Genomic DNA, 16,182 nt, shown 5'->3' on the forward strand with positions numbered 1-16,182 from the left:
CGCCGGTGCCACCAACTAGATATGGATAAACCGTGACCGTTTCTCTAGCACGTCTCGAGCGCCAGCTCGGCTACACCTTCAAGGACCAGGAATTGATGGTCCTTGCCCTCACACACCGCAGCTTTGCAGGGCGCAACAACGAGCGCCTGGAATTCCTCGGTGATGCCATCCTCAATTTCGTCGCCGGTGAAGCGCTGTTCGAGCGCTTCCCCCAAGCCCGTGAAGGCCAGCTGTCGCGCCTGCGCGCGCGCCTGGTGAAGGGCGAGACCCTGGCCGTACTGGCCCGTGGCTTTGGCCTGGGCGAATACCTGCGGCTGGGTTCCGGTGAGTTGAAGAGCGGCGGTTTCCGGCGTGAATCGATCCTGGCCGATGCCCTCGAGGCGTTGATCGGTGCGATCTACCTCGATGCAGGCATGGAAGCGGCCAAGGAGCGCGTCACTGCGTGGCTGACTTCCGAGATCGAAAGCCTCACGCTGGTCGACACCAACAAAGATCCCAAGACCCGCCTGCAGGAATTCCTGCAGTCCCGCGGTTGCGAACTGCCACGCTACGAAGTGGTGGATATCCAGGGTGAGCCCCATTGCCGCGTATTCTTCGTGGAATGTGAAATCACCTTACTGAACGAAAAAAGCCGAGGTCAGGGTGTGAGCCGTCGTATTGCCGAACAGGTAGCGGCCGCTGCAGCACTGATTGCCCTGGGCGTGGAGAATGGCCATGACTGATTCAACCGCAACACGCTGTGGCTATGTTGCCATTGTTGGCCGCCCCAACGTGGGCAAGTCCACGCTGCTCAACCACATCCTCGGCCAGAAGCTTGCGATCACCTCGCGCAAGCCGCAGACCACCCGCCACAACATGCTGGGCATCAAGACCGAAGGCGCCGTGCAAGCGGTCTACGTCGACACCCCGGGCATGCACAAAGGCGGCGAGAAAGCCCTTAACCGCTACATGAACAAGACCGCTTCGGCGGCGTTGAAAGACGTCGACGTGGTGATCTTCGTGGTCGATCGCACCAAGTGGACCGACGAAGACCAGATGGTCCTCGAGCGTGTGCAGTACGTCACCGGCCCGCTGATCGTCGCGCTGAACAAGACCGACCGCATCGAAGACAAAGCCGAGCTGATGCCGCACCTGACCTGGCTGCAGGAACAACTGCCGAACGCCCAGATCATGCCGATCTCGGCCCAGCACGGTCACAACCTCGAAGCCCTGGAACGCGTGATTGCCGGCTACCTGCCGGAGAACGAACACTTCTTCCCGGAAGACCAGATCACCGACCGCAGCAGCCGTTTCCTTGCCGCCGAACTGGTGCGCGAGAAAATCATGCGCCAGATGGGCGCCGAGCTGCCGTACCAGATCACCGTCGAAATCGAAGAGTTCAAGCAGCAGGGCAAGACCTTGCATATCCATGCGCTGATCCTCGTCGAACGTGACGGCCAGAAGAAAATCATCATTGGCGACAAGGGCGAGCGCATCAAGCGCATCGGCACCGAGGCGCGCAAGGACATGGAATTGCTCTTCGATTCCAAGATCATGCTCAACCTGTGGGTGAAGGTTAAGGGTGGCTGGTCCGATGATGAGCGTGCATTGCGCTCGTTGGGCTACGGCGACTTGTAAGGTCCTGAATATACCGCAGCGCTGAAACTGTGGGAGGGGGCTTGCTGTGGTGAGCGGGCTTGCCCCGCGCTGGGCTGCGAAGCAGCCCAAAACCAGGCACTGAGATCTGCCTGAAAGAACTGCGGTGATTTGTCTGGGGCCGCTGCGCAGCCCAGCGCGGGGCAAGCCCGCTCACCACAGTGGTTCTTCGCTATTTCATGGTTTGTGTTCCGTCATCGAGACTCCCATGTCCCAATCCCCACCCCCCAGCCAACTCGCCTATGTCCTGCACAGCCGCGCCTACCGCGAGACCAGCGCCTTGGTGGATTTCCTCACGCCCCAAGGCCGCTTGCGCGCAGTCTTGCGCAGCGCGCGGGGCAAGGCGGGCACGTTGGCGCGGCCGTTCGTGGCCCTGGACGTGGAGTTTCGCGGCAAGGGTGAGCTCAAAAACGTCGGCCGCCTGGAAAGCGTCGGTACCTCCGCCTGGCTGAATGGCGAGGCCCTGTTCAGTGGCCTCTACCTCAATGAGTTGCTGATCCGTCTGCTTCCCGCGGAAGACCCGCACCCGGCGGTCTTCGATCACTACGCCGCCACCCTGATCGCCTTGGCCGAAGGCCGGCCCCTGGAACCGTTGCTGCGCGCGTTTGAATGGCGCCTGCTCGACGACCTGGGCTATGGCTTTGAATTAAACAACGACCTGCACGGCGACCCCATCGCTGCCGACGGCATGTACCGACTGCAAGTCGACGCGGGCCTGGAGCGCGTGTACCTGCTGCAACCCGGCTTGTTCCAGGGCACCGAGCTGTTGGCCATGAGCGAAGCCGACTGGACCGCCCCCGGCGCCTTGTCCGCCGCCAAGCGCCTGATGCGCCAGGCCCTGGCCGTGCACTTGGGCGGACGGCCGCTGGTCAGTCGCGAGTTGTTTCGAAAGCCCTGACATCCCCGTGTATGCTGTGCAGCGTTTCTTTCCCCTTTTCAGGAGCGCTTCCGTGAGCACCAGCAATCGCATTCTTCTTGGCGTCAATATCGACCACGTCGCTACCCTGCGTCAGGCCCGGGGCACCCGTTACCCTGACCCGGTCAAGGCTGCGCTGGACGCCGAAGAAGCGGGCGCCGACGGTATCACCGTGCACCTGCGCGAAGACCGCCGCCACATCCAGGAACGCGACGTGCTGCTGCTCAAGGATGTGCTGCAAACGCGCATGAACTTCGAAATGGGCGTCACCGAAGAAATGATGGCCTTCGCCGAGCGCATCCGCCCGGCGCACATCTGCCTGGTCCCGGAAACCCGCCAGGAACTGACCACCGAAGGCGGCCTGGATGTGGCTGGCCAGGAAGCGCGAATCAAGGCGGCGGTAGAGCGCCTGTCGAAGATCGGCAGTGAAGTGTCTCTGTTCATCGACGCCGACGAGCGCCAGATCGAAGCCTCGCGCCGTGTCGGTGCCCCCGCCATCGAACTGCACACCGGCCGTTACGCCGACGCCACCACGCCCACCGAAGTGGCTGACGAGTTGCAGCGCATCATCGACGGTGTGAACTGCGGCCTCAACGAAGGCCTGATCGTCAACGCCGGCCATGGCCTGCACTACCACAACGTCGAAGCCGTGGCCGCGATCAAGGGCATCAACGAGCTGAACATCGGCCATGCACTGGTCGCGCACGCGCTGTTCGTCGGCTTCAAAGGCGCCGTGGCCGAGATGAAGGCGCTGATCCTGGCTGCTGCCAAGGCTTAAAAAACGCCGAAAATCCAATGTGGGAGAGGGCTTGCCCCCGATAGCGGTGTGTCAGTCAGCCTATCTGTCGCTGACCCACTGCAATCGGGGGCAAGCCCCCTCCCACAGTGATTTTTGGTGCATCCAAAGTTGTCGTCATCTAGCCAAACCCTTTGAAATCAGGCATGCGGCAATGCGAAGCCTTACTGTTTAGCCAGTGCAGGTGTATCGTATCTGCCCTTTGCAGGCCCCGAGCCTGCGGCAGATACGTGAGGTTGTTGTGTCCCGATCCTTTTCTCGTCGACAAATCCTGGGTGGTCTTGCAGGCCTGGCCGTAGTGGGGGTGGGGGCCGGTGGCGCCTATCGCTACTGGCTGGGGAAAGTCGCCGAGGCCGAGGCGGGACACGATTACGAACTGATCGCGGCACCGCTGGATGTGGAACTGGTGCCGGGGCACAAGACCGAAGCCTGGGCGTTCGGCCCCTCGGCGCCGGGCACCGAATTGCGCGTGCGCCAGGGCGAGTGGCTGCGCGTGCGGTTTATCAACCACCTGCCGGTCGCCACCACCATTCACTGGCATGGCATCCGCCTGCCGCTGGAAATGGACGGCGTGCCCTACGTCTCGCAATTGCCGGTGCTGCCCGGCGAATACTTCGACTACAAATTCCGCGTGCCCGACGCCGGCAGCTACTGGTATCACCCGCATGTGAACAGCAGCGAAGAACTTGGCCGGGGTCTGGTCGGCCCGCTGATCATCGAGGAGCGCGAACCTACCGGTTTCAAGCACGAGCGCACCCTCAGCCTGAAAAGCTGGCATGTGGACGAAGAGGGCGCTTTCGTGGCGTTCAGCGTTCCCCGTGAAGCGGCGCGTGGCGGCACCGCCGGGCGCTTGTCGACGATCAATGGCGTGTCCCAGGCGGTGATCGATCTACCTGCCGGGCAGATTACGCGCGTGCGTCTGCTCAACCTCGACAACACCTTGACCTATCGCCTCAACATCCCGGACGTTGAAGCGCAGATCTACGCGCTGGATGGCAACCCCATCGAACCTCGCCCGTTGGGCAAGGAATATTGGCTGGGCCCGGGCATGCGTATCTGCCTGGCGATCAAGGCACCGCCGGCCGGCGAAGAGCTGTCGATCCGCAACGGGCCAGTGCGCCTGGGCACCTTCCGTTCGGTGGCCAACACCGACGCGCCGACCGACTGGCCACCGGCATTGCCCGCCAACCCGATCAGCGAGCCGGACCTGGCCAATGCCGAGAAACTCAACTTCAATTTCGAGTGGGTGGGTTCGGTGTCGGTGGATGACGGCAAGCCGCCGAGCCTGTGGCAGATCAACGGCAAGGCCTGGGACATCACCGACAAGACCTGCGCCGACCGCCCGATTGCCAGGCTTGAGAAGGGCAAGAGCTACATCTTCGAATTGAAAAACATGACCCAGTACCAGCACCCGATCCACCTGCACGGCATGAGTTTCAAGGTGATCGCGTCGAACCGCCACAAGGTGATCCCGTACTTCACCGACACTTACCTGCTGGGCAAGAACGAACGCGCACGCGTGGCGTTGGTGGCGGATAACCCAGGGGTGTGGATGTTCCACTGCCATGTGATCGACCACATGGAAACCGGCCTGATGGCCGCCATCGAGGTGGCGTGATGCGCCAGTTTCGCCCTACGGCGATCATCGACCGCAGTCGCGACCAGGACTTCATGCGCGAGGCCCTGGTGCTCGCCGCCCAAGGTGCCGCGTTGGGTGAAGTGCCCGTGGGCGCGGTACTGGTGCAGGACGGTGAAATCATCGGCCGTGGCTTCAACTGCCCGATCAGCGGCAACGACCCCAGCGCCCATGCCGAAATGGTCGCTATCCGCGCCGCTGCGCAAGCCATCAGCAACTACCGCCTGGTGGGCAGTACGCTGTATGTGACGTTGGAACCGTGCAGCATGTGCGCCGGTTTGATCGTGCATTCACGGATTGCGCGGGTGGTGTACGGGGCGCTGGAGCCTAAGGCCGGGATTGTGCAGAGCCAGGGGCAGTTTTTTACCCAGAGCTTTTTGAATCATCGGGTGGTGTTTGAAGGTGGGGTGTTGGCGGAGGAGTGTGGGACGGTGCTGAGTGCGTTCTTCAGGGCCAGACGCGCCAAGCCTGCCCTCTAAGGGACACTGGAGATCAAAGTGTGGGAGGGAGCAAGCCCCCTCCCACATTGTGATCTCCCTTTATTCAAGGGGGATCGGGGGGTTATTTCTTGGCGATGATCACCGCCCGCATCGGCGCCGGCAGCCCTTCAAGGGTCTTGCTGTGATCCTCCGGATCGAGGAAGTCACTTAACGACTGATACTTCATCCACTCCGTGCCGCGCTGTTCCTCGACGGTGGTCACGCTCACATCCACGCAACGCACGTCACTGAACCCGGCACGGCGTAGCCACAGCATCAACGCCGGCACCGAAGGCAGGAACCACACGTTACGCATCTGCGCGTAGCGATCTTCCGGCACCAGCACTTGCTGCTGATCGCCCTCGACCACCAATGTTTCCAGCACCAGCTCACCGCCCTTGACCAGGGTGTCCTTCAGCGCCAGCAAATGCTCGATCGGCGAACGGCGGTGGTAGAACACACCCATCGAAAATACCGTGTCAAAGCCTTCCAGGTTCGCCGGCAAATCTTCAAACGGGAACGGCAGGTGCCAAGCCTTGGGCTCGGACAGGTAGCGTTGCACCGCCTGGAACTGGCAGAAGAACAGCCAATTCGGGTCCACGCCAATCACACTGTCGGCACCGGCGCCGAGCATGCGCCACATGTAATAGCCGTTGCCGCAGCCTACATCGAGGATGCGTTTGCCTTTGAGGTCCAGGTGCGGCGCGACCCGTGACCATTTCCAATCCGAGCGCCATTCGGTGTCCACATGGACGCCGAACAGGTGGAACGGACCCTTGCGCCACGGGCACAACCCCATCAGTGCCGTGCGCATTTGCGCGCGGGTGGCGTCGTCGCAGTCGGTGTCCAGCGCCAGGTCGTTGAGCAAATCGACTTCGCTGGGTTGGATGTTCGGCAGTGCATCCAACGCACTCTGCCAACGCTCCAGGTCGCCATGACCCTTTTCCATCTTGCTATCGAGTTGCGCTTGCAGGCCTTGGGCCCAAACGGCCAGGGGAGTGCCGACCAAATGGCGGGCGAGGGGGGACAGATCAATCATGGCAAGGCAATCAACGAGGCAAAGTTAAGACACTGGAACCACGGCACGACTGTCGAGAACCCCGCCGCCAGCAGGCGTTCACGGTGTTCTTCGAGGCTGTCGGGCTTCATGACGTTTTCGATGGCGCTGCGCTTCTGGGCGATTTCCAGTTCGCTGTAGCCGTTGGCGCGTTTGAACGCGATGTGCAGGTCGGTGAGCAGCGCGTGTTCTTCAGGATCGTTGAAACGCAGCTTCTCCGAAAGAATCAACGCACCGCCCGGCAACAGCGATTGGCGGATGCGCGAGAGCAAGGCCAGGCGTTCATCGGGGGCAATGAACTGCAGGGTGAAATTCAGCGCCACCACCGAAGCCGGCGCAAATTGCAGCGCGAGGATATCGCCCTCGATCACCTCGACCGGCAGCAACTCCTGGAACATCGAGTCCTGGCCATTGAGGTATTCGCGGCAGCGCTCGACCATCGCCGCCGAGTTATCCACCGCAATCACCCGACAACCGTCGGTGCGCACATGGCGACGCAAGGCCTGGGTCACCGCGCCGAGCGACGAGCCCAGGTCATACAGCACGCTATGGGGCTGGGCAAACTGCGCCGCGAGCACACCGAGGTTCTCGACGATGGTCGGGTAACCCGGCACCGAGCGCTTGATCATGTCCGGGAACACCCGCACCACGTCTTCGTTGAAGGCGAAGTCCGGCACCTGGGGCAGGGGCTGGGCGAATAGGCGATCGGGTTCTTTGCTCACGGTTGTTCCGGCGACGAAGGGGGAAAGGCCGGCATTTTAGCCAAGTTGGCCCTCGGATGCGCGCGTTGTCTGATTTGTGGTCAGCAGGCTTGCTGTGGCGGGCGGGCTTGCCCCGCGCTGGGCTGCGCAGCAGCCCCAAACTATTAAGACCATCGCTGCTTCTGGGTAAATGCTGATGCAGTGATGCCCCACTGTCCCAGCCAGTAAGTGACGATCAGCAAATACGGCGCCGCCTCGAACGCGACCACAAACCGATTGATACCGATCAGCGTGTCGGAAAACACAAACGACCCCGCACCCGCCGCCGCCAGCAGTGCCGAGCGTTTCGGCACATCACTGCCCAATCGCGCCAGTGCGCGCCAGAGCATGGCGCTGATCACCAGCGCATAAACCACCACCGGTACCAGCAAATCGCCAAGCCCGTGGGAAATCAAAATGCTCAGCAGCACCGCGCCCACGGCCAGCGCGAGCACCAACGGCAGCAGTGCCAAACGCCGACAGTCGCTGTAATAGGCTTTCAGGTAGGCCAGGTGCGCAAACAGGAACGCACCGAGGCCAAAGATAAACAGGTCGCCCGGCCAGGCGAGCAGCACATCGCCGATCAGGGAGAAAATCAGCCCCAGGCTGATCCAGCGTCGATAGTCGGTGGGCGGTGCATCATGCAGCCAGCCCAGCAGCGCCAGTATCGGCAGCGGCTTGACCAGCAGGCACAGCAACGCCGCATGGGTGGTCAAGCCGTAGATAAAGGTGCCGGCGCCCATCAGCGCAAGAATCAGCCATGGCATATCAGTTCACCGTGACGGCGCAGTCAAAGGTTTCGACGGGTTCGGCTTCCGGTTCCCAGGGTTGCTGGGAGGTCAGGCGCAAACGGCCCTGGCCGGCCGCGAAGGCCTGGAAGCGCCAGGTGGACTGGCCGCCGCCACCGATAACGCCGGACTCCGTGCTGCTATAGACCTCGGGGCTCAACGCACGCAGCACACCGCCGGCGGAATCCTGGATGGCCCAGCGGTAACCGGTGGTGGGGTTGCTGGGCAGGGTGAGGATCAGGTTTTGCCCGGTTTTAAGCTGAAGCGGGCAGGCGCTTTGGTTGTCCACGCTGACGTTTTGCTTGGGGGTACTGGCGCAGGCGGCCAGCAGGGCAAGGCTCAAGGGGAGAAGCAGGCGGGCTGCGGTCATGGGGGCTCCGTTGATTCACGACGAAGGGCGAGCATAACTGAAGATGAGGCAGGTGTAGTGAGCGGGCTTGCCCCGCGCTGGGTGGCGAAGCCGCCCCTGTTAAAAACACCGCATTCTTTCAGACAGAACGCGGTGTTTGGTTCAGGGCGGCTTCGCCACCCAGCGCGGGGCAAGCCCGCTCACTACAGGCCGGGCACTATCTAACGATTAGAACAGCACCTTCGCCACGTCCGCAAAGCGCTTGGCAAAGTGCACGGTCATGCCTTCCTTCAGGTACTCCGGCAACTCCTCGAAACTGCCGCGATTCGGCTCCGGCAGGATCAGCTCATGAATCTTCTGGCGCCGCGCCGCAATGACCTTTTCGCGCACCCCGCCAATCGGCAGTACATGCCCGGTCAACGTCAGCTCGCCGGTCATGGCCACGCCTTTTTTCGGCGGCTGGTTACGCGCCAGGGACAACAGCGCACTGGCCATGGTCACCCCCGCACTCGGGCCATCTTTTGGCGTGGCACCTTCCGGCACGTGCAAGTGCACGAAGGCTTCGTCGAAGAACTTCGGATCACCGCCAAACGACTTCAAGTTGGAGCTGATGTAGCTGTAGGCGATTTCGGCGGATTCTTTCATCACTTCACCCAACTGCCCGGTGAGCTTGAAGCCGCGATTGAGCGTATGGATGCGCGTCGCCTCGATCGGCAACGTCGCGCCGCCCATGCTCGTCCAGGCCAGGCCGGTGATCACACCGGTGCCGGACAGCACTTGCTCATTGCGGAACACCGGCATGCCCAGCGAGCTTTCCAGGTCCTTGTTGCCGATCTTGATCACCGAGTCCGGCTCATCCAGCAGCTTGACCACGGCCTTGCGCACCAGTTTGCCCAGCTGTTTCTCCAACTGGCGCACCCCGGCTTCGCGGGCGTAGCCGTCGATCAATGCGCGCAGGGCGCCGTCGCTGATGCTCAGGCTGTTTTTCGACACGCCGGCTTTTTCCAGCTGTTTCGGCCACAGGTGACGCTTGGCGATGGCAACTTTTTCTTCGGTGATGTAGCCCGACAGGCGAATCACTTCCATACGGTCGAGCAGCGGGCCGGGGATGGAGTCCAGGGTGTTGGCGGTGCACACGAACAGCACCTTGGACAGGTCCAGGCGCAGGTCCAGGTAATGATCGAGGAATTCGACGTTCTGCTCCGGGTCGAGGGTTTCCAGCAACGCCGACGCCGGGTCGCCCTGGAAGCTCTGACCCATCTTGTCGATCTCGTCGAGCATGATCACTGGGTTCATCACTTCCACATCCTTGAGCGCCTGCACCAGCTTGCCCGGCAGCGCGCCGATGTAGGTGCGGCGATGGCCCTTGATCTCGGCCTCGTCGCGCATGCCACCCACACTGAACCGGTAGAACGGCCGCCCCAGGGATTCGGCGATGGATTTGCCGACGCTGGTCTTGCCCACGCCCGGCGGGCCCACCAGCAGCACGATGGAACCGGCGACTTCGCCTTTATAAGCGCCCACCGCGAGGAATTCGAGGATGCGACTCTTGATGTCATCCAACCCCGCGTGGTGTTTATCCAGCACCTTGCGTGCGTGTTTCAGGTCGAGTTTGTCCTTGCCGTACACGCCCCACGGCACCGCGGTGGCCCAGTCGAGGTAGTTGCGCGTCACCGCGTATTCCGGCGAACCGGTTTCGAGGATCGACAGTTTGTTCAGTTCTTCATCAATGCGTTTTTTCGCCTGGGCCGGCAGCACTTTGCCTTCCAGGCGTTGCTCGAACTGTTCGACATCCGCGCTGCGGTCGTCCTTGGTCAAGCCCAGCTCTTGCTGGATGACCTTGAGCTGTTCCTTGAGGAAGAACTCGCGCTGGTGCTCGCCGATCTTGCGGTTCACCTCGGCGGAGAGTTCTTTTTGCAGGCGCGCCACCTCCACCTCTTTGCGCAGCATCGGCAGGACTTTTTCCATGCGCTTGAGCATGGGCACGCAGTCCAGCACTTCCTGCAACTCGTTACCGGTGGCCGAGGTCAGCGCGGCGGCGAAGTCGGTCAGCGGCGACGGGTCGTTGGGGCTGAAGCGGTTGAGGTAGTTCTTCAGCTCTTCGCTGTACAGCGGGTTGAGCGGCAGCAGTTCCTTGATCGCATTGATCAGCGCCATGCCGTAGGCCTTGACCTCGTCGGTCGGCTCGCTCGGCTGGTGCGGGTATTCGACTTCCACCAGGTACGGCGGGCGGTGGTGCTTGAGCCAGGTCTTGATGCGCACGCGGGTCAGGCCTTGGGCCACGAATTGCAGCTTGCCGTTCTCGCGGCTGGCGTGGTGCACCTTCACCAGGGTGCCGTACAGCGGCAGGCTGGAGGTGTCGAAGTGGCGCGGATCTTCCGGCGGGGTGTCCATGAAGAACAGGGCCAGGGAGTGGTGGTCGGATTTGCTTACCAGCTCCAGGGTCTCGGCCCACGGCTCTTCATTGACGATCACCGGCAGCACTTGCGCCGGAAAGAAGGGCCGGTTGTGGATCGGGATGATATAGACCTTGTCCGGCAGGTTTTGCCCAGGCAGGGCCAGGCCGGTGTTGGACGAAGGGGTTTCAGCGTTTTCGGGGTCGGCGTAGTCGTTGAGGTCGTAATCAGGGAAATCTTGCTGGTCGCTCATGGGGCACCTGCATAAGGAAGTATGGTGCTTAGATGGGGCGGGGCAGTGGTGGTTTCAATGGGGGGGTGGAGTTAGCAACAAATTGCATGAAATAACTGGAGAGACTCGCTCAGTGTGGGAGGGGGCTTGCTCCCGATAGCGGTTATTCAGATAAAAATTGATGTCTGGCACACCGCCATCGGGAGCAAGCCCCCTCCCACATTTTTTATCGCGTGGCGTCAGCTGATTTTGTGCAGGTAGGCAGGCAAGGGCTGCTCCGGTAACACTGAGAGCACCTTCAAACGCTGCAACATACGTTGCCGTGCCCGCTGCAAATGCTCACGCAGGTTCAGCGCCGCCGCATCAAACGCACCGTGCAGCAATAACTCCAGAATCAAACGATGTTCGGCCAGCATGGCGGGATCGGCGCCGATCCCCAGCAAACGGTAGAAAATCCGGCTGATGATCATCGGGCTCTGGCCCTGGCGGATCAGGGCGGCGATCTTGCGGTTTTGCAGGCCGGCGAGGCAGCGTTGGTGCAAGTCCTCTTCAATCTGCTCAATGGCTTCCAGGCTGCATTGGGGGCTGTCTTGCGCTTCCAGCACGCGCTGCAACATCGCTTCAAGCAGCTCGCGGTCGAGGTGGGGGGCGCTCTGGCGCAGGGCTTCAGGCTCCAGGCAGGCACGCAGTTCGTAGTCTTCGGTGACTTCCCGCGCCGTCAAAGGCCCCGCCAGCCATTGGGAGTAGGGCTCCTTTTCGACCAGGCCACGATCGCGCAGGCGCATCAGCGCTTCGCGCACCACCGCGCGGCTGACGCCGTAGTGGTCGGCAGCGGCTTGCTCGTCGAGTCGGTAGTGGCCGAAGGCAATGCAGGTGGACAGCGCCGCGCCGATTTCCTCAACGATGCGCTCGCCCAGCGGCCGCGTGTCCACCAGCTCATCCTCTCCGTTAAGCCCCAGATGCGCATGGCTCAAGGGTAAGCGCAGCGGCTCCATGGCCAAGCCTTCGGGGTTGATCAGGTAACCCCGGCCGTTGAAGCGGCAGATCAGGCCTTCGTCATGCAGCAGGTCCAGCGCCTTGCGCACCGGTACGCGACTGGTGCCGAACAATTCGGCCAGCGGCGCTTCCAGCAACACCAGGCCGTGACGCGCGGTACCGTTGACGATCGCGTCACGCAACACCTGGTGAATCATCGCGTAACGGGAGGCCGAGGCGGACACTGCTTTCATCGCTTTCTCTAGAGGCTGTAGGAAGGTGGCCGGGGATTCTCTCATACCTTGCGCCTGTCACTCTGCGCCACGTCGGTGGCACTTTTTTGGGGCCCGAAAGGTGGGACTGTTACTTTTCTGCACCAAAATGTACTTATTAATAAAAGATACATTATTTCATTGAAGGCGCTTTCCCGCGCCCTGGCAAGATTTTATTCCACCGTTTAAAACCATCTATCCCGTAGCTCTGGGCAAAATTCACGCATCGCGCCCCTACGGCCTGACGAAGACTGGCACGAAAGCTGCCTTTGCAAAATGTACATTTTATTAATATGTACGTTTTGTGAGGGTCATCCTGATGTCAGACGCCACTTCAATGGCCGAGGATTTTGCCAGCGGTCGCAGCGACCCGGTGCAAGCCCTCGAACAGGCACTCGAAAAGGCCAGCCAAGCGCCGGCCGTTTTTATCAGCCTGACTGCCGAACGTGCCCGCCGTGAAGCCGAGGCCTCTGCCGCCCGTTGGCGCGCCGGCCAGCCATTGAGCATGTTCGATGGCGTGCCGCTGGCCTGGAAGGACCTGTTCGATGTGGCCGGCAGTATCACCACGGCGGGCGCCGCCTACCGTCGAAACGCGTCCGCCGCGTTGCTTGATGCCCCCATCGTCGGCCTGCTGTGCCGCGCCGGGATGGTCAGTGTCGGCAAGACCAACCTCAGCGAACTGGCCTATTCCGGCCTGGGCCTGAACCCGCATTTCGGCACGCCGCACAACCCTCATGGCACCGACCAAGCGCGCATTCCCGGTGGCTCGTCGTCCGGCTCGGCAGTGGCCGTTGCCGCCGCAATTGTGCCGATCGCCATGGGCACCGACACGGCCGGTTCCATCCGTATCCCGTCGGCGTTCAACGGTCTGGTGGGTTACCGCAGCAGCAGCCGACGCTATAGCCGCGACGGTGTCTTCCCCCTGGCCCATACCCTTGACAGCCTCGGCCCGCTGACCCGCAGCGTGCGCGATGCGCTGGCCATCGACGATCTGCTGCACGGTCGTAGCCAAACCCACAGCGCCCGCAGCCTCAAGGGCCAGCGCTTTGTGCTGGCGCAACAGGACGTCGAACCCGCTGTGCGCAACAACCTGTTGCGCGCCGTGGAGCAACTCAAGGCCCAGGGTGCGTTGATCGAAGAACGCGAATGCCCGACCTTCCAGGCGACCCTGGACCTGATCAAACACCACGGCTGGCTCGGCGCCTTTGAAGCCTTCGCCCTGCACGAAGCGTTGCTCGACAGCCCCGACGCTGAACAACTCGACCCCCGCGTGCGTCGCCGGCTCGAAGCCGCGCGTTCACTGCCGGCCAGCCAGCTTATCCACCTGACCGAAGCACGCCGCCGCCTGCAACAACACCTGGTTGAAGACCTCGACGGCGCCATCCTCATCACCCCCACCGTTGCCCACGTTGCACCGGCGTTGGCGCCCCTTGAGGCCGACGACGACCTGTTTGTCAGCACCAACCTCGCCACCCTGCGCCTGACCATGCCCGGCAGTTTGCTCGACATGCCTGGCGTAAACCTGCCCAGCGGCCGCGATGCCCAGGGCCTGCCCACCGGGCTGCTGCTCAGCGCCCCGACGGGAGAAGACGCACGCCTGCTGCGCGCGGCGTTGTCCGTCGAAACCGTACTTAACGTTTAAGGAGACACACCATGGCTAAAGATATCCTCTGTGCATTTGGCGTCGACGTTGACGCCGTCGCCGGCTGGCTCGGTTCCTACGGCGGCGAAGACTCGCCCGACGACATTTCCCGTGGCCTGTTCGCCGGTGAGATCGGTGCGCCGCGCCTGCTCAAATTGTTCGAACGCTACGGCCTGCGTACCACGTGGTTTATCCCCGGCCACTCGATGGAAACCTTCCCCGAGCAGATGAAGGCCGTGGCCGATGCCGGTCATGAAATCGGCGTGCATGGCTACAGCCATGAAAACCCCATCGCGATGACCGCCGAGCAGGAAGAAATCGTCCTCGATAAATCCATCGAACTGATTACCCAAGTCACCGGCAAACGCCCCACCGGCTACGTCGCGCCGTGGTGGGAATTCAGCAAGGTCACCAACGAGCTGCTGCTGAAAAAAGGCATCAAGTACGACCACAGCCTGATGCACAACGACTTCCACCCCTACTACGTGCGCAAGGGCGACAGCTGGACCAAGATCGACTACAGCCAGCACCCCGACACCTGGATGAAGCCCTTGGTGCGCGGCGAAGAAACCGACTTGGTGGAGATCCCGGCCAACTGGTACCTCGACGACCTGCCGCCAATGATGTTCATCAAGAAAGCCCCCAACAGCCACGGCTTCGTCAACCCGCGTCACCTCGAAGAAATGTGGCGCGACCAGTTCGACTGGGTCTACCGCGAACACGAACACGCGGTGTTCACCATGACCATCCACCCCGATGTGTCCGGCCGCCCGCAAGTGCTGCTGATGCTGGAGCGCCTGATCGAACACATCCAGAGCCATGCCGGCGTGCGCTTTGTCACGTTCGACGAAATCGCCGACGACTTTATCCGCCGTCAACCGCGTACCTGAACCTTTGCCCCCCACCCCTGAGGCGCGACCCATGTCCATCTACAACAAGCTTGACCTGACTGGCTGGAAACCCCGGCAACTGACTTCCAAGGAGGTGCGTTTCGCCACCTGGATCGCGTTTTTCGCCTGGGTGTTTGCGGTGTATGACTTCATCCTCTTCGGCACCTTGCTGCCGGAAATCGGCCGGCACTTTGGCTGGGGTGAAGTGGAGCAAGCTGAAATCGCGACCTGGGTGGCGGTGGGCACGGCGGTGGTCGCCTTTGCCATTGGCCCCGTCGTCGATAAGTTGGGACGGCGCAAAGGCATTATCTTCACCGTGGCCGGTTCTGCGCTGTGTTCGGCGCTGACCGCGATCGGTGGCGCGTGGGGCAAGTCGCCGCTGATTCTGATCCGGTCGTTGGGTGGCCTGGGCTATGCCGAGGAAACCGTTAACGCCACCTACCTGAGCGAGCTGTATGGCGCCTCGGAAGACCCGCGCTTGACCAAGCGCCGTGGCTTTATCTACAGCCTGGTGCAGGGCGGCTGGCCGGTCGGCGCGTTGATCGCCGCCGGGTTGACCGCGCTGTTGCTGCCGATCATCGGTTGGCAGGGGTGCTTCATCTTCGCCGCGATCCCGGCCGTGGTCATCGCGATCATGGCGCGCAAGCTCAAAGAGAGCCCGCAGTTCCAGATCCACCAGCGCATCAGCCAGCTGCGTAAAAGCGGTGCGGTGAAGGAAGCGCAGAACGTCGCGGTGACCTACGGCGTGGACTACGACGAACACAGCAAGGCCGGCCTCAAGGCGGCCTTCCGTGGCCCGGCGCGGCGCGCCACGTTGGTGATCGGCGCGGCACTGTTGCTCAACTGGGCGGCGATCCAGGTGTTCAGCGTGCTGGGGACTTCGGTGATCGTCAGCGTGCATCACATCTCGTTCGAAAATTCGCTGATCATCCTCGTGCTGTCGAACCTGGTGGGCTACTGCGGTTACCTCAGCCACGGCTGGATGGGCGACAAGATCGGCCGCCGCAACGTGATCGGCCTGGGCTGGATGCTCGGCGGCCTGGCGTTCGCCGGGATGCTGTTTGGCCCGAGCAATATGGCGATGGTGGTCGGGCTGTACAGCCTGGGCCTGTTCTTCCTGATCGGGCCGTACTCGGCGGCGTTGTTCTTTATCAGCGAAAGTTTTCCCACCAGCATCCGCGCCACGGGCGGCGCCATTATCCATGCCATGGGCCCGATTGGGGCGGTGGTCGCAGGCTTTGGTGCCACCCAAGTGTTGTCCGCCGGCAGCGACTGGCAGACCGCCGCGCTGTGGTTCGGCGCACTGCCGTGCTTTTTGTCCGGCGCGCTGATGTTTGCCGCACGCCATGTGCGTCCGGAAACCGTTCAGTAAGGAGTGA

General features: G+C 62.1%; 15 protein-coding genes. 9 read left to right on the forward strand and 6 right to left on the reverse strand.

Annotated elements, in window-relative coordinates; genetic code table 11:
- Positions 1 to 32 precede the first annotated feature (32 nt).
- The 6 genes from rnc to tadA all read left to right on the forward strand — a co-directional run bounded on the left by rnc (position 33) and on the right by tadA (position 5,462).
- Complete coding sequence (gene rnc, locus ACI512_RS09270; protein WP_012722401.1) at positions 33 to 722, forward strand: ribonuclease III; 690 nt, start codon at positions 33 to 35, stop codon at positions 720 to 722.
- Complete coding sequence (era, locus tag ACI512_RS09275) at positions 715 to 1,617, forward strand: GTPase Era (protein WP_032886448.1); 903 nt, start codon at positions 715 to 717, stop codon at positions 1,615 to 1,617. Before rnc ends, era begins: the two co-directional genes overlap by 8 nt.
- Before the next feature lie 226 nt (positions 1,618 to 1,843).
- Entirely contained in the window at positions 1,844 to 2,533 is a 690-nt protein-coding gene (gene recO, locus ACI512_RS09280; protein ID WP_012722403.1) for a DNA repair protein RecO, read from the forward strand.
- 52 nt (positions 2,534 to 2,585) lie between these two features.
- Positions 2,586 to 3,329: a pyridoxine 5'-phosphate synthase gene (pdxJ, locus tag ACI512_RS09285; protein WP_012722404.1), complete on the forward strand. Its 744-nt coding sequence runs from the start codon at positions 2,586 to 2,588 to the stop codon at positions 3,327 to 3,329.
- Positions 3,330 to 3,588: 259 nt separating this feature from the next.
- The gene (locus ACI512_RS09290) at positions 3,589 to 4,965 is read left to right on the forward strand and encodes a multicopper oxidase family protein (RefSeq protein WP_102061638.1); all 1,377 of its coding nucleotides are present in this window, start codon (positions 3,589 to 3,591) and stop codon (positions 4,963 to 4,965) included.
- Entirely contained in the window at positions 4,965 to 5,462 is a 498-nt protein-coding gene (gene tadA, locus ACI512_RS09295; protein ID WP_236383666.1) for a tRNA adenosine(34) deaminase TadA, read from the forward strand. The genes ACI512_RS09290 and tadA overlap by 1 nt, the downstream gene beginning before the upstream one ends.
- 82 nt (positions 5,463 to 5,544) lie before the next feature.
- On the opposite strand, the gene cmoB is transcribed toward tadA, so the two are convergent.
- The 6 genes from cmoB to ACI512_RS09325 form a co-directional block, all read right to left on the reverse strand.
- Positions 5,545 to 6,501, reverse strand: a complete 957-nt coding sequence (cmoB, locus tag ACI512_RS09300) for a tRNA 5-methoxyuridine(34)/uridine 5-oxyacetic acid(34) synthase CmoB (RefSeq protein ID WP_046034396.1) — start codon at positions 6,499 to 6,501, stop codon at positions 5,545 to 5,547.
- A complete protein-coding gene (gene cmoA / locus ACI512_RS09305) occupies positions 6,498 to 7,241 on the reverse strand; it encodes a carboxy-S-adenosyl-L-methionine synthase CmoA (protein WP_012722408.1) in 744 nt (247 codons plus the stop codon). Before cmoA ends, cmoB begins: the two co-directional genes overlap by 4 nt.
- Before the next feature lie 143 nt (positions 7,242 to 7,384).
- Positions 7,385 to 8,026, reverse strand: coding sequence for a lysoplasmalogenase (locus tag ACI512_RS09310; RefSeq protein ID WP_231809803.1), 642 nt, complete (start codon positions 8,024 to 8,026; stop codon positions 7,385 to 7,387).
- A 1-nt stretch (position 8,027) separates the two neighbouring features.
- The gene (locus ACI512_RS09315) at positions 8,028 to 8,417 is read right to left on the reverse strand and encodes a protease inhibitor I42 family protein (RefSeq protein WP_231809804.1); all 390 of its coding nucleotides are present in this window, start codon (positions 8,415 to 8,417) and stop codon (positions 8,028 to 8,030) included.
- A 207-nt stretch (positions 8,418 to 8,624) separates the two neighbouring features.
- Complete coding sequence (lon, locus tag ACI512_RS09320) at positions 8,625 to 11,045, reverse strand: endopeptidase La (protein WP_046034400.1); 2,421 nt, start codon at positions 11,043 to 11,045, stop codon at positions 8,625 to 8,627.
- Between the two features lie 218 nt (positions 11,046 to 11,263).
- The gene (locus ACI512_RS09325; protein WP_012722412.1) at positions 11,264 to 12,253 is read right to left on the reverse strand and encodes a GntR family transcriptional regulator; all 990 of its coding nucleotides are present in this window, start codon (positions 12,251 to 12,253) and stop codon (positions 11,264 to 11,266) included.
- 337 nt (positions 12,254 to 12,590) lie between these two features.
- On the opposite strand from ACI512_RS09325, the gene ACI512_RS09330 reads away from it, so the two are divergent.
- The 3 genes from ACI512_RS09330 to ACI512_RS09340 are packed head-to-tail and all read left to right on the forward strand — an operon-like array spanning position 12,591 to position 16,175.
- Positions 12,591 to 13,913, forward strand: coding sequence for an amidase (locus tag ACI512_RS09330; RefSeq protein ID WP_236383296.1), 1,323 nt, complete (start codon positions 12,591 to 12,593; stop codon positions 13,911 to 13,913).
- Between the two features lie 11 nt (positions 13,914 to 13,924).
- Positions 13,925 to 14,803 carry a polysaccharide deacetylase gene (locus tag ACI512_RS09335; protein WP_003234086.1) on the forward strand — a complete coding sequence of 293 codons (879 nt, stop codon included), beginning with the start codon at positions 13,925 to 13,927 and terminating at the stop codon, positions 14,801 to 14,803.
- A 31-nt stretch (positions 14,804 to 14,834) separates the two neighbouring features.
- Entirely contained in the window at positions 14,835 to 16,175 is a 1,341-nt protein-coding gene (locus ACI512_RS09340) for an MFS transporter (RefSeq protein WP_236383294.1), read from the forward strand.
- The last annotated feature ends 7 nt before the right edge of the window (positions 16,176 to 16,182 follow it).

The organism is Pseudomonas petroselini, assembly GCF_045037875.1.
Classification (GTDB): Bacteria; Pseudomonadota; Gammaproteobacteria; order Pseudomonadales; family Pseudomonadaceae; genus Aquipseudomonas; species Aquipseudomonas petroselini.